Origin of the sequence: Paenarthrobacter sp. YAF11_1 (assembly GCF_052113445.1) — a bacterium.
Classification (GTDB): Bacteria; Actinomycetota; Actinomycetes; order Actinomycetales; family Micrococcaceae; genus Arthrobacter.
The window spans coordinates 61,438-75,749 of record NZ_JBFRDF010000014.1; the positions used below are offsets into that span (position 1 = coordinate 61,438).

Genomic DNA, 14,312 nt, shown 5'->3' on the forward strand with positions numbered 1-14,312 from the left:
CCCGGCGCAACAATAAGGGTATGGCTGCGGAAAATTTCAGCGGACCGATTCCCCTGGTGGTGGGGGTTCTCCCGGACCAGCATGTGGAAGTACTCCAAACTGCCCGGACCTTGGCTGAGCGACTCGGCGTCCCGTTGGTGTGCGCCTACGTGGACGAGGCCAGTTACCTCGTGGAGTGGGACCCGTCCCGGGAGACACACCGGATGTCGCTCCACCCGGAGAAGGACGACGCCGACGTCGAGGCCGTACGAGGCGACCTTGGCAGGGTGATCGCAAACGCGATGGACGGCGGCACGGCAGATTGGACCTTGCGCCTGCTGGCCGGTGATCCAGCACGGGCGTTGGGCAGGCTCGCCGCGGACATCAACGCATCCATGATCATCGTGGGGACCCCGGAGCCCGGCTTGGGCCACCGGATTTCCGAGGCGCTCAACGGCTCAGTGGCTGCATGGTTGAGCCACCATCAACGCCGCCCTGTGCTGATTGTGCCGCAGAAAAAGCGGCCGGAAGCTGCCCAAAGAAACTAAAGCGAAAGTACTTATTCGAGGTGGTGGCGAAGGGGTTGCGCGCAACGTAGAGTGATTACTGCAGGTCAGCGAAAGCCCCTGCTCAAAGACCGCTCCGGAGTGCGTATCCCCCAATAACGCACTCCGGAGCTCTTTTGTTTAACCCCAGCGCTCTCTCACCTCCCACGCCCTTCCCCCCAGCGCTCTCTCACCTCCCACGCCCTCCCGAGCAGCGCTCTCTCACCTCCCACGCAGACCGAACGACGGCGGCGCTAAAGGTGAGTGCCGCCGTCGAGCCTTAAAGGGACGGCCCCAAAGAGTGGCTGGCTTCATGCCCCGTACGCTCGCCACCCACTTTGGATCTCCGAGCACGGCAACACGCCGCACTCACCGGCGTGTCCAGCCGTCAGCCGATTCAAAGTCAGTGGTGGCGGGACCGCCCACTTTTGAAAGCGGAACTTCCACGGCGTGAGCGCCGACTCCAACTACTCGCGGATGGGAAATCACAACGGCTCAGCCGAAAAGCCACGCCGCCCCAAGAAGCAGCGGGACCGCCAGGATGCTGGTGAACACCGCCGTGGATTGGGCAATGCCCTGGCCCACGCCGTACCGGACCGCGTAGAGCACCACGTTTTGGCCGGTGGGAAGGATGGCGCAGGCGGTGACCACGAACGTGCTGAACGGGTCCAGATGAAAGACGAATGCTGCCAAGATCCAGGCAAGAGCCGGCTGGACCGCAGACTTGAGGATCACGGCCACAGTGGTGGGAGCCCGGTCGCCGATGCCGGGCCGGACCGAGAGCCCGTGCAGGGACATGCCGAAGATGATCAACATCAGCGGCACCGCCAACTGGGCCACAAGCGCCAGGGGATCGAGGATAAGCGTGGGTACTTCGATGCCCAAAGCGCTCACGGCCACCCCGAGAATTGCTGCCACGGTGACAGGGTTGCGGAACGGGATGGAGAGCACCCGCCAGACGGAGACCTGCTTGCCTGCGGGATCTGTGAGGTCGAGGATGGTCAGGGCGATGGGTGTCACGATCGCCAACTGAAACAGCATGATGGGCGTGACGTACGTGGCGCTGCCGAGGATATACAGGGACAACGGCACGCCCAGATTGGTGGAGTTCACGATTCCCACGGACAGCGCGCCGATAGTGGTCCGCCGGACACCCCAGCGGCCAATGAGGCCAGCCACGGTAAACACGAGCATGACCGCCACCGCGGTGACCACCGAAATCAAGCCCGTGGCACTGAGGACATCTGAAATGTGGCGGGAGGCAATCGCCGAAAACATCAGGCAGGGCAGCCCCACCATGAAAGTCAGCGTCGAGAGAACCTTGCCGCCTTCGGGACCCAGTGCCTTGGTTCTGCCAAGGATATAGCCAATGAGCAGGACCACGCTGACCACAAAGAAACCTTGAAGGACTCCGTCCACACCGTTTTCCTCAATCCGTACTCTGGAGGCCCGGCTGGTGACGCAGGCTGGCTGGGAACGGATTAACCCTATCGGGCAGGAGACGGCGGGGCTGCCACGCGCCGTCACCACCCACTTTCAACCCGAAACCACCCCGACACGCCGCAAAGGCCGGAGTGTCGGACGGAACCCACACTCAAAGAAGGTCAGGAAGACACGCGCCGCACCACCACTGACGCCGGAACGGCCGGGACACGCTGCCGTTTGGCGTAAACCCTCGCCCGCTGGCTGGACAGCGCCAGCAGGACCAGGATGTCCGAGGCAAGGCCGGAGAGACCCGCTTCGAGGGTGAGATTCGCAGTCCCGGTGGAGTAGTCGATGGCCTGCACCAGGATCGAGATGGAGCTCAGGGCCATGGCGATCACCCGGGCGCCGTTGCTGCCGAGGAAAATCCGCCATGCCAGGAATACCTCACCGAGCCCGAAGAGCAGGACGATGACCGCCATGGCGACGATCGCCGTCGTCGTGGTTTCCGGGTCCAGGGGGACGTCGTCGAGTCCAATGTCGCCGCCTGACGTCAGCAGTGTCACCGCCAACGTAAAAGCTGCAATCGCGCGGATGGCCACCAGGACAGCGCCGGTCACGATGGGCGCCGGTCGCCGGTCACGGCTGTCGGTACGGCTGGGCGGCTGGTTGGCGGGGACCTGGACGCGGCTGGCGTCGATGATGGGGAGGTCGCCGTCGGTGGAGATGGAATCGCCGCCGCCGTTGCGCGTGTGATATCCGGTGGAGAAGTCCTCGATCACCTGCACCGTGACGGCAGGCTCGGCAGAGGAAACGGTGGACACGATGTGGTCCCGCTCCACGTCGGTGTTCTGCTCGATCTTGTGCGTGATCTGGAGTGTGAAGAGCGAGAAGCCAACGCTGCGGTCGTAGGTTCCGGCGGCGAGCCAATCCACTTTGTGCCCGCCGGGGAGGAGCCACCCCTCGGGGCAACGCCAGAAGCGGACGTGATGGCGTTTGCCGGGGGTGTTGTTGACCTCTTGTTGGTACGCAAAGTCCTGCTGCCGGTCGAAGAGATACAGGGGGCTGACCGGCGCTTCGGTGTAGCTCCGCCGGAAAATGGTGGAGCTGACGATGCGGCGGCTGCTGGCGAAGGTGACGTCGTCGGCCATGGTCCACCCGGCGGACCTCATGATCGCGTGGATCTGGGGCTCGGCTCCCAGCAACGCCGCATTCACGGGATCGCCCAGCAGCCCATCGCTGGTTCGGGCACGGCCGATGAAATAGCCGGGGACGTAAATGGTGGTCAGGATCCGGTGCAGCCTCGGCAAAAGCAGGTAGGCAAGGAACGCCCAGAACACGAAGGAAAACCACAGCTGGCCCCACCCCAAATGGAAGCTCTCCCCCACCAGCAGGAAAGCCAACCACACCGCCGCGGCTCCACCCAGGACGAAGAACCCGTGATCGAGCCGGCTGTCCGTGACGTCCTTGTTCGACACTTTGTCCATGAAGCTCCCCCTTGTGGCCCCTTAAGCTTCGGGCCTCGGGTGGCAGTTGTACAGGCTTAGGTCAGCAGTTTCGGCACGTTGAGCTGACCGTTGCTGACCAACCACTGCACGGATTCGAGCACTGCCTGCTCAGGTTCATAGCGCGGCGCATACCCGATCAGCGACGATGCCTTGTGGATGCTCATGCAGTGATTGCGGGAGAGGTGCGCCCAACTGATATCGGCAGATTCGCTGGTAGTGGTCCGCCGGAACTCCTCCCAGCTCACGGGTTCCATATGCGGCTCCTGCCCAAACCATGAAGCAGCGACGCTCACGTAACCCCGCACCGTCAGGGCGCTCGGGGCAACAATATTGAAATCCTCCCCGGCCGCCGCGTCACGATTCAGGATGGCTTTCTCGAAAGCTTGCGCGACGTCGTCGGCATGCACATGGTGCATCAACTCAGTACCGATTCCGGGAATCCGGAGTGGCTGCCCGGAGGCAATCGTCTGCCACACCCCAGGATCAAGGTTGCCCAAGGGCCCGATCGGCTGCCATCCAGGGCCCACAATGTGTCCGGGATGAATGGATGTTGTGGCCAGTCCCCCTGAAGCAGTCTCGTCCTTGAGCATGCGGGCGATGTCACGCTTCTGGATCCCGTAGTCATCCACTGGCTCTTCGGCGGAGTCCGCTCCTTCGGCAAGGGGCAACTTCAGGCTCACGCCGTATCGCCAGATGGAGCCGCAGTGCAGCAGATGGCCTGTTTCGCCGCGCAAGCGATCCACCAGCGCAGTGGCCGATTCGAGGGTGAAGCACAGAAGGTCAACCACGACGTCGGCGCCCAGTTCCGCTACCCGGTCACCAAAGATGCCCTCGCGTTCCTCGTGGTCACGGTCCGCGGTGACCTTGCGGACCTGCTGCCACTCAGGGACGTCGGCATAGGGCAGGCGGCTTCCGCGGCTGATGTTGACCACCTCGTGTCCGGCGCGAACAAGCCTGGGGACAAGGAAGGACCCGATGTGGCCGCTGCCGCCGATCACTGCGATTTTCATGGGTTCTCCGATCTCCACGAGCCACGGTACTGGCTGATGAGGGTGCATCGGTAGGGCGAACGCAGTTCCGGGAACCGTTGACTGCCTCGGTCCGTAGTGTGGCGGTCCTCGTAAGCCGCCGGATGATCACGAGACTTACTTGTTCCCGGGTTCGACAAACCGGAGGCCAACGTGACTAGCATGAATAGTCCGGGCAAGCCCGGGTACGTGACCTCTTGAACGACCCCCCTCGGACGGTCGGCGTTGACGCGGCGACCACGTAAGGAGACAACTGTGCGGGAGCCTGCAGTCAACACGAGCGTGTCAGAAATCAGCGAAACTCCAGAGGAAAATCCGGAGGAGACGCCCCTGGAAACGCCCGATGAAACCGCAAGCGAACCGGCGGAAATCACCTTTGATGAACAGTTCTACCCTGCCCGGCCCAAGGCGCTGCGGCCGATCGCCCGGAGGCGGCAGTTCTTTGCCGCCCGGCCCTCCCTGGAATTCGACGGCCTGAATTCCACCTATGTGGACTGGCTCCGGAACCAGTCCATGCTGGGTGACGCCAACACCATGGCCCGGCAACTGTCCGGGCAGGCCAGTATGTGGCAGAACTCGTACGCCCGGCCCAACCCGCGCGCAGCCGTTGAGCGTTCACCTGTCTGGTTCACCGCCTACCCGTTGTCCTTCATCACCAAGGACGGCCAGTCCTTCCTCTCGGCGCTGGGTGATCCCGAGCTCTGGGATGCGTTCAGCAAAATCGGCATCCGTGGGCTGCACACGGGCCCGGTGAAGCTGGCGGGCGGCATCCGCGGCTGGTCGCAGACACCCAGCGTGGATGGGCACTTTGACCGCATCTCCATGGCGATCGATCCCGCGTTCGGGACAGAAGAAGAGTTCCGTCAGATGTGCGAGGTCGCCAACGAGCACGGCGGCACCATCATTGACGACATCGTCCCCGGGCACACCGGCAAGGGCGCGGACTTCCGGCTGGCTGAGATGAACTTCCGGGACTACCCCGGTATCTATCACATGGTGGACATCCCCGAGGAGGATTGGCACCTGCTGCCGGACGTCCCCGAAGGCGAAGACTCGGTGAACATCAGCCCGGCGGCTGAGGAAGCCCTGCAAAAGGCGGGCTACATTATTGGGCGGCTGCAGCGGGTCATTTTCTACGAACCCGGCGTCAAGGAAACCAACTGGAGCGCCACCAAGCCCATTATCGACACCACCGGCAAGACCCGACGCTGGGTCTACCTCCACTACTTCAAGTCCGGCCAGCCGTCCATCAACTGGCTGGACCCAACGTTCGCCGGCATGCGCCTGGTGGTCGGTGACGCGCTGCATTCGCTGCTGGACCTCGGCACCGGTGCGTTGCGGCTTGATGCCAACGGCTTCCTTGGCGTCGAAAAGAGCGCGGAAGAAGAACCGGGATGGTCAGAGGGCCACCCGCTGTCCGAGGCGGCCAACCAGCTCATCGGCTCCATGATCCGCAAGGTGGGCGGGTTCTCCTTCCAGGAACTCAACCTCACCATCGATGACATCAAGGCCCAGTCGGAATCGGGGCCAGACCTCTCGTACGACTTCATCACCCGGCCCGCGTACCACTACGCCTTCGTCACCGGAGATACCGAATTCCTGCGCCTGACCCTGCGCCTCTCCATGGAGATCGGGGTGGACCAGGCCTCCTTGGTCCACGCACTCCAGAACCATGACGAACTGACGTACGAGTTGCTGCACTTCGCTGCCGGACACAGGGACGACGTTTTCGAGCTCGGCGGTGAAGAACTGACGGGGGCCGAGGTTGCGGAGAAGGTGCAGGAGACCCTGCGGGAACGTCTCACGGGGGAAAACGGGCCCTACAACGCACTGTTCACCACCAACGGCATCGCCTGCACCACGGTCAGCTTCATCATGGCCGCGCTGGGCATCAAGGACCAGGACGCCCTCACCCCGGAGCAGGAAGCCCAGGTATTGGACGCCCACGTGCTGTTGTCCATGTACAACGCGCTGCAGCCGGGCGTCTTCGCGCTCTCGGGCTGGGACCTCACCGGCATCACGGCACTGGACCGCGAAACCGTCAAGGAACTCACGTCGCAGGGCGATACCCGCTGGATCAACCGCGGAGCCCACGACCTCATGGGCACCAGCCCGGATGCGAAGACCTCGCTGGCCGGCATGGCCCGTGCCCGCAGTCTCTACGGTTCACTGCCCGAGCAGCTCAAGGATTCGCGGTCCTACGCACGGCGGCTCCAGCAGATCCTCACAGTGCGGGAGGAATCCGGCATCGCCACCAGCACTCTGCTGGATGTGCCTGACGTTTCCAACCGGGGGCTGCTGGTTTTGGTCAACCAGCTCGCCGACGGAGCATTGCAGGTCACGGTCCTGAACTTCTCGGACCAGGACATTGCAGGCAGCATCCAGTCCGGTCACCTTGTTCCCGGCGCCAGCGTGCACGACCTCTTCAACGGCGACAACGTAGGCCAGGTGGACGACCTCCACAGCTTCTACCTCGAGCTGCCGGCCTTCCAGGGCACGGCGCTGCTGTTGAAGGACCCGGTTGTTGAGGAAGAGTCCGCCGAATAGGAAAGCACGACAAAATGTAACCAAACCTCCCGCGAGTTGGCAGATTAACCCCAGAGGTGTCCTTGTCCTCATAGTCGAATTGGTTCAGGAAGTAGCGCATGGCGTTGATGCGGGCGCGCTTCTTGTCGTTGGACTTGATGGTGATCCACGGCGCGTGGTCGGAGTCCGTGTGCAGGAACGTTTGTTCCTTGGCGTCGGTGTATTCCGCCCAGCGGTCCAGGGAAGCGAGGTCCATGGGCGAGAGCTTCCAGCGGCGGACGGGATCGATCTGGCGGATGGCGAAGCGGGTCCGTTGCTCCTGCCGGGTGACCGAGAACCAGAATTTGGTCACGTGGATCCCGGCGTCCACCAGCATCTTTTCGAAGACCGGCGCCTGCCCCATGAAGGTGTCGTATTCGTCGTCTGTGCAGAAGCCCATGACCTTCTCCACGTTGGCCCGGTTGTACCAGGAGCGGTCGAACATGACGATCTCCCCAGCCGTGGGAAGGTGCTGGATATAGCGCTGGAAATACCATTGACCCTGTTCACGGTCCGAAGGCTTGGCCAAGGCAACTGTCCTGGCGGATCGGGGATCCAGGTGCTCCGTGAAGCGCTTGATGGTGCCGCCCTTGCCGGCGGCGTCCCTGCCCTCGAAGACAATCACGTGCTTGAGGCCGCGGTCCTGGCCCCAGTACTGGAACTTCAGCAACTCGATCTGGAGGCGGTACTTCTCGATCTCGTACTCGTCGCGGGTCATCCGCTGCTCGTAGGGGTAACCCTCGTTCCAAGTCTCCACCGCTGATCCGCCTGGATCGATCAGGTCCGGGTCCTCCCCTTGCCCGCCGCTGATGGTGTAGCCCAACTCCACCAGGTGATCGATGGTCTCCCGCAGGTTGTCCCTGACCCACCAATCGTCCAATGATGTGGAAAGTGAGTTTGCCTCCGTCATGCGGTCCTCCTGGTCAGCCGTGTAGTGCCCGGCAGCCTAGCAATGGATGGTGACGGGAACATGAACAGGGTTTCGGCCATCAGCCGTGATTGCGGCGGTCCTCTGTTTTGGTGAACAGCAGCCAGACCAACCAGACGCCCACAAGGATGGCGGCGCCGGGCAGCAGGTCCAGGGGTGCGATGTCCCGCCCTTCAGGGAGGAGGCCGAAGCCGATCCACACTGCGGCAACCACCACGATCAAGCTGATGGCGTCGGAAACCAGTTCCACGGACCTGCGGCGAACCAGCTTGATCACCAGCTCTCCTGCCATGATCAGCGCGATGGCCGAGCCCATGCCCAGCGGATAGGCGCTGAAACCGGGAACCAAGTCCTGCGATGAAGCCCACGCCATGAAGATCAGCAGACCCGCAAAGAGTGCAAGCGAGGTGATGAGCGACGCCGCGATGGTCATCCCCGTCATGCGACGGTCCTTGTCATGGCGCTTCCCCGGAATGTAGTCCCACGCGCCGCGCGTGAGCTTCACACTGATCCACCCCGCAATCACCACCAGGACCAGGGGGACCAGCACGGGCGTGACGTAGTTGTTGCTGACGGCCCACAAGACTGCCAGCAGAGCCGTGTAGACCTGGGGCGTGGCGAAGACCCCCAACCACCAGCCCAGCAGGAATTCCTTCCGGGCTCCGGGCAGGTCAAGGGGATGGACAAGAAAGTGGGTTTTCGGGTCCGGTAGCTGGACCTTCTCTTCGATGGGATTCACGATGTCCTCCAAGGGACCTGCTCAATGTAGGGCGGACGAAGACCTGCCCGTGCAATTTCGTATACCTTCTGGCGAGCCACTCCGAGCTCTGCGGCCACCGTCACGGCGCTGTATTCGTCCAGGAGTTCGGCGACAGCCACTGACCTGACTCCGGATGCCCTGGAATTTAGATGTGCGGCAAAGACACTGACCTCCGCGGACAGCAGTGCCACGGCCAAAGGACCTCCGAACGGTTCTGCCCAGCCGGGATCGCCCGCTGCGGCTGCCGCGTACAGGGCATCCCCGCCATCGGTCAGGATGGCGCGGAGTTGCTCCGGGGTGATGCCGCGTTCCGCGAACCTTTTGGCAGCAGCGTCGCGGGATCCGTCGTCGGCCGGACGATGGGTGAGCACATGCTGCCACTGCGGATCAGCGGCTTCGGAAGCGGCACTGTCACCCCCGGGTTGACTTGTCATATGCCAATACTCCATGCGCGACAGCGCCGCGTCAACCCCAGGGTGACAAATTTACTCGCCTGCGGGCCCTGCGAGCTCAATCCAGTAGCGGCGGAAGGGCCGGCCTTCATCGTCGAGGCGCACATCTTCCAGCACGCCACCGTTTCGTTCAATGGTCCTTGCAGACGCTTCATTGCCGTCATCGCAGGTCAGGAGCACACGGCTTGGGCCAGCCACTGCCGCCAGGCTGGAGCACATTTCCCGCAGGGCCCAGGTTGCTGCACCACGGCCGCGATCCGAAGGGCGGACGCCGTACCCAAGGTGTCCGCCCGAGTTGAGAAGCGCCGGAGTCAGGTAGTGCCGGAAGGCGATGGCGCCCACATATCGGGATCCTTCCGTCATCCAGCGATAGGTGCAGGGGACAATGCCGTTCACTTCGTCGGCGTGTTCAGCAGCGAGCAACTTGGCCACCCAAGCAGCGAAACCCTCGGCCGAGCCGATGTCATCGCCGGCAAACAGTCCGGCGCCATCCTGATGGGCGCCATCCCATTCGCGGTGCGACTCGATGAATGACTCGTAGAAGGACACGTCCGGGGCAACAAGCGTCAGCATCCCACGACCCTACCCCGGCGGATTGGCCCGGTTCCGCCCGGGGGAAGGGCCGGGTGGAAGGGCCCGACGGTTAACCACGCTTAGGCTGACAGGTTCCCCCGGGGCAATTTCCGCCCCTGGACCGCGGCGTGCGTCTTCTGCAGCGCCGAGACCGATGCCTCATGGGAATGCTGCGCCACTCCAACGAAGAGACAGTCAACCACCATCATCTGGGCGATGCGGCTGCCCATGGCCCCGGACCTGAAGGGTGTCTCACGCGCGGCGGTGTTCAGCACAATGTCGGCCGTCCGCCCCAGTGCAGAATCGGCGTGGTTGGTGACCGCAATGGTGGTTGCCCCTGCCGCCTTCGCTGCCAGCAGGAAGTCGACCGTATCCACTGTGGTCCCCGAGTGGGAGACGGCGACAGCAACGCCGTCGCCGTCCAGGAGTGCCGCAGATGCCAGCGCCGCGTGGGGGTCCGACCAACTGAAGGACGTCAGGCCAATCCTGTGCAGCTTCTGCTGCAGGTCCTCGCCCACCAGGCCGCCCGCCCCAACGCCGAAGATGTCGGTCTTCCGCGAGGTGGAGATGGCCTCCACCGCCTGGGCGAGTTTGTCGACGTCGAGCACTTGGGCCGTGTCGGCGATGGACATGGTCTCGTTGAAGGCAATTTTCGAAACGATGTCGCGCAGCGAATCGGACGTATTGATGTCCTCATAGACCCCCGCCGGCACATTGTTGGCGAGGCTCTCGCGTGCGGTTTCCCGGGCAAGATCCAGACGCAGATCCGAGTATCCGCTGTAGCCCACCTTCTTATAGAAACGGACCACCGACGTGGTGGAGGTTCCGCCCTGCCCGGCGAGATCGCCGATGGACATCGTGGCCGCGCGGGAAGGGTCCGCCAGGACAAGCTCGGCAATGGCGCGCTCGGAGGGGCGCAACGACGGCAGCGCGGAACGGATCCGCACCAGGACGGTCCGTGACAACTGCCCGCTCAGCGCCTCTTCCATGATGTTTCCTTCCAAGTGACCAGCCAATCGGCAGTAGCGACCGGCCATGTAAATAATTTACCCAACTACATCACGAGTGGTAAACGATTGACGCATATCCTCCCAGCGAATACGGTCGATGTAAGCGACATCACAAAAGTTGTCATGCCCTGCTCATCCGGAAAGGCTCCCCATGACACTCAACCGCCGAAACCTCATCCACGCATCGGGACTGGCCGCCGCGGCCGCCGTCGTCGCGCCCTTTGCCGCCAGCGCTGCTGCAGACACCACCCAAACCGCCCGCCCCGGAAAGCCCGGAACAGCAACCCCCGGCGCCGACGTCGCCGCCGCCGATAACTGGAGCATCTTCGCCGGCCGCCGGGTGGGAGTCATCACCAACCCCACCGGAGTCCTGGCGAACTTCCACTCGATTGTTGATGACATGGCGCAAAAAGGCGTCGACGTGAGGGCAGTTTTCGGTCCCGAACACGGCTTCCGGGGCACTGCCCAGGACGGCGCCAGCGAAGGGACCTCCGTGGATCCCCGCACCGGCATCACGGTCTACGACTCCTACGGCGCCGACGTGGACCAGTACGTGGGCTTCTACGAAAAGTCCGGCGTGGACACCATCTGCTTCGACATCCAGGACGTGGGCGCGCGGTTCTACACCTATATCTGGACCATGTGGGGTGCCATGCAGGCCGCCTCCCGAACGGGTGCCAGGTTTGTCGTCCTGGACCGGCCGAATCCGATCGGAGGGCAGGCAAGGGGACCGGTCCTGCAGAGCGGATTCGAGTCCGGAGTAGGAAAACTGGGCATCGCACTCCAGCACGGCATGACCGTGGGTGAGCTCGCCAAGTACTTCAACGCGGTGCATTTGCCGGCCGCGGGCCTCGCTCCCCTGAAGGACCTCCAAGTGGTGGAAGTGCAGGGGTGGCGCCGCGAGATGACCGGCCCGGACAACCGGGAGTCCTGGATCCTCCCGAGCCCCAACATGCCCACCCCGGAGACGGCCCTCTTGTACCCGGGCACGGCACTTTTCGAGGCCACCAATATGTCCGAAGGCCGCGGAACCACCCGGCCCTTCGAACTGATCGGCGCCCCCTACGTGGATTACCGCTGGGCGGAGGCGCTCAACAGCAAAGGCCTCGCCGGTGTCACGTTCCGCGAGGCCTACTTCCAGCCCACCCTCTCCAAGAACCAGGGCGTCATCTGCGGAGGAGTCCAGGTGCACATCACCGATCCTGCCCGCGTGGAGGCCCTCGAAATCGGCACGCACATGTTGGTGGAAGCCAAGCGCTTGTACCCGGGCTTCCCGTGGCGCGGCGACGCCGGGCGCTGGATGGGGCTGCTGAGCGGGTCCGCCCGCTTTGCCGAACAGCTCGACGCCGGTGCTGACGCCCGGACCATCCTGGACAGCTGGCGGGCGGAACTGGGTCAGTTCGTCCGCGATACCCGCCAGTACCTCCTCTACAACGGGCCGCGCTAGGCCAGCCGGAAAAACTCAGACGATTGGGATGGGAATTCACATGCTCAGAAAAGGAACTACCTTGATGACGGCCGCCGCAACAGCGCTGCTCATGACGGGCGCGGGGGTGGTGACGGGCGGGGTCGCTGCGGCCGCCCCGCCCACCACGGCACGTACGACGACGGTCGCCGCCTCACCGGACATCGAGGCGCTGATCTCCGGCATGTCGCTGGACGAAAAGATCGGCCAGATGACCTGGACCCACGTCTACGGGTCCTCGGCCGATGACACCTCCATGGCCGCCACCAACCAGGAACGTTACGGCGTCAACACTCCTGCTGAAGTCGTGGCCAAGTACAACCTTGGCGGTGTCCTCTACTTCGCGTGGTCCGGGAACACGAACAACCCCCAGCAGGTTGCCGGCCTGTCCAACGGTCTGCAACGAGCTGCCGTGGGCCAGGACGGAACCGGCATCCCGCTGGCAGTCACCATCGACCAGGAAGGCGGCCTGGTTGCCCGCATCGGACCGCCGGCCACCGTCCTCCCGGGCAACATGGCGTTGGGAGCCACGGCAGACGCGGAACTCGCGCGGGCACAGGGCGAAATCCTGGGCTCCGAGATGCGGGCCATGGGCATCAACGTGGACTTCGCACCCGTGCTGGACCTCAACTCCAACCCGGATAACCCCGTAATCGGCATCCGCTCCATGGGCGAAGATCCCGCGTTGGTCAGCGCGCTCGGTGTGGCTCAAATCGACGGCATCCAGGAACACAACGTCGGCGCGGCAGCCAAACACTTCCCCGGGCACGGCGATACCTCGGTGGATTCCCACTACGGACTCCCCACCGTCACCTACGACCGCGAGACCCTGAACCAGCACCTGAAACCCTTCAAAGCCGCCATTGACGGTGGCGTTGACATGGTCATGACAGCCCACATCATTGTGGAGGCCATCGACGCGGAGATGCCCGGCACCCTGTCCCACAAGGTCCTCACTGGCTTGCTTCGCGATGAGCTGGGCTTCAAGGGCCTGGTCACCACCGATGCCTTGGATATGGCCGCGATGGCCGCCGAATGGCCCCAGGAGGAAATTGCCGTCAAGGCCATCCAGGCCGGCTCTGACATCCTGCTTAACTCCCCCGATGTGGACGCCTCGTTCGCAGGGGTCCGTGCCGCCGTCGAGTCCGGTGAGCTCACCGAGAGCCGCCTGGATGAGTCTGTCCGGCGGATCCTCGAGTGGAAGGCCAAGCGGGGAGTCTTCGAGCAACCGATGGCAGACCCCCACGCCGTGGACACCCTTGTTGGAAGCGCGGAGAACCTGGCCACGGCCAAGCTGATCTCGGACCGTGCAGTGACGCTGCTCCGCAATGAGGACAAGATCCTGCCCCTCGCATCCGGCAGTTCGGTGCTCATGGTGGGGGCCGGTTCAGCCTGGCCGGAGCTCGCGGGCCCGATGCTCAAGGAGCAGGGATTCGCGGTTACTGAAGACTACGAGGATGGGGCTTCCCCCTCCGCGGCGTACCGCGCGCGTGCGGTAGCCGCAGCCGGCACCGTGGATGCCGTGGTCTTTGCTTCGTACAACGCAACCGGCAACGCTGCGCAGCAGCAGATGGTTGAAGAACTGGCAGCCACCGGAACTCCCGTGATCGTCGTGGCCACACGCAACCCCTACGACATCAGCGTCTTCCCCGGCGCCGACGCCGTGCTCAACAGCTACGGGGTCAAGGACGTCAATTTCCACGGTGCCGTCCGCGCCATTTCAGGTGCGGTGAACCCCGGCGGCAAGCTTCCGGTCAACATCCCGGAAGCAGGCGGCGACGGCGTCCTGGTGCCTTTGGGCTTCGGCCTGCACTACGACACCGCGACGCCGGCAGCGGTCACCTTCACGGACAAGCCGGGCCGCGGGCAGGACTCGTACACGGTTCCGGCGGTGGACGGCGTGGCCTACCTGGTTGACGGCAAGGAGATCGGGGCCGGGACCTACAAGAAGCCTGAGGGCACCGTGACGGTCACTGCAGTCCGCGGCAAGGGGTACGTCTTTACCGAAGGCGCCGTCACGGAGTGGAGCCACACGTTCACCACGGGGCTCCCCAAGCCGTAGGTTCAGGTTAAACGG

11 protein-coding genes and 1 pseudogene are annotated in these 14,312 nt (G+C 63.8%); 4 read left to right on the top strand and 8 right to left on the bottom strand.

The genetic code is table 11. The features are described from left to right. Nucleotides 1–20 precede the first annotated feature (20 nt). Nucleotides 21–527 carry a universal stress protein gene (locus AB4Y77_RS18740; RefSeq protein WP_311212417.1) on the top strand — a complete coding sequence of 169 codons (507 nt, stop codon included), beginning with the start codon at nt 21–23 and terminating at the stop codon, nt 525–527. 492 nt (nt 528–1,019) lie between these two features. Here the strand turns inward: AB4Y77_RS18740 and AB4Y77_RS18745 are convergent, their stop codons facing one another. The 3 genes from AB4Y77_RS18745 to AB4Y77_RS18755 all read right to left on the bottom strand — a co-directional run bounded on the left by AB4Y77_RS18745 (nt 1,020) and on the right by AB4Y77_RS18755 (nt 4,464). Continuing rightward, on the bottom strand, nt 1,020–1,943 hold the full coding sequence (locus AB4Y77_RS18745; protein WP_311212418.1) for an AEC family transporter: 924 nt from the start codon (nt 1,941–1,943) through the stop codon (nt 1,020–1,022). Between the two features lie 185 nt (nt 1,944–2,128). Further along, nucleotides 2,129–3,433 (bottom strand): LssY C-terminal domain-containing protein, encoded by a 1,305-nt coding sequence (locus tag AB4Y77_RS18750; RefSeq protein WP_442014963.1) that lies wholly within the window; start codon nt 3,431–3,433, stop codon nt 2,129–2,131. Nucleotides 3,434–3,489: 56 nt separating this feature from the next. Beyond that, nucleotides 3,490–4,464, bottom strand: a complete 975-nt coding sequence (locus AB4Y77_RS18755; protein WP_442014964.1) for an NAD-dependent epimerase/dehydratase family protein — start codon at nt 4,462–4,464, stop codon at nt 3,490–3,492. Between the two features lie 273 nt (nt 4,465–4,737). Here AB4Y77_RS18755 and treS point away from each other — a divergent pair. Then, nucleotides 4,738–7,023, top strand: a pseudogene (gene treS, locus AB4Y77_RS18760) (maltose alpha-D-glucosyltransferase); the annotation flags it as partial. Here the strand turns inward: treS and ppk2 are convergent. The 5 genes from ppk2 to AB4Y77_RS18785 all read right to left on the bottom strand — a co-directional run bounded on the left by ppk2 (nt 6,908) and on the right by AB4Y77_RS18785 (nt 10,749). Next, on the bottom strand, nt 6,908–7,957 hold the full coding sequence (ppk2, locus tag AB4Y77_RS18765) for a polyphosphate kinase 2 (RefSeq protein WP_442014965.1): 1,050 nt from the start codon (nt 7,955–7,957) through the stop codon (nt 6,908–6,910). The pseudogene treS and the gene ppk2 overlap by 116 nt on opposite strands. Before the next feature lie 79 nt (nt 7,958–8,036). Next, nucleotides 8,037–8,714 (bottom strand): hypothetical protein, encoded by a 678-nt coding sequence (locus tag AB4Y77_RS18770; protein WP_311212423.1) that lies wholly within the window; start codon nt 8,712–8,714, stop codon nt 8,037–8,039. Then, a complete protein-coding gene (locus AB4Y77_RS18775; protein ID WP_442014966.1) occupies nt 8,711–9,169 on the bottom strand; it encodes a hypothetical protein in 459 nt (152 codons plus the stop codon). The genes AB4Y77_RS18770 and AB4Y77_RS18775 overlap by 4 nt, the downstream gene beginning before the upstream one ends. 51 nt (nt 9,170–9,220) lie before the next feature. Further along, complete coding sequence (locus AB4Y77_RS18780; RefSeq protein WP_442014967.1) at nt 9,221–9,760, bottom strand: GNAT family N-acetyltransferase; 540 nt, start codon at nt 9,758–9,760, stop codon at nt 9,221–9,223. Between the two features lie 80 nt (nt 9,761–9,840). Continuing rightward, nucleotides 9,841–10,749, bottom strand: coding sequence for a MurR/RpiR family transcriptional regulator (locus tag AB4Y77_RS18785; RefSeq protein WP_442014968.1), 909 nt, complete (start codon nt 10,747–10,749; stop codon nt 9,841–9,843). Nucleotides 10,750–10,921: 172 nt separating this feature from the next. Between AB4Y77_RS18785 and AB4Y77_RS18790 the strand changes: the two genes are divergently transcribed. Next, nucleotides 10,922–12,217, top strand: coding sequence for an exo-beta-N-acetylmuramidase NamZ family protein (locus tag AB4Y77_RS18790; protein ID WP_442014969.1), 1,296 nt, complete (start codon nt 10,922–10,924; stop codon nt 12,215–12,217). A 64-nt stretch (nt 12,218–12,281) separates the two neighbouring features. Further along, nucleotides 12,282–14,297, top strand: coding sequence for a glycoside hydrolase family 3 protein (locus AB4Y77_RS18795; protein ID WP_442014970.1), 2,016 nt, complete (start codon nt 12,282–12,284; stop codon nt 14,295–14,297). Nucleotides 14,298–14,312: the final 15 nt, after the last annotated feature.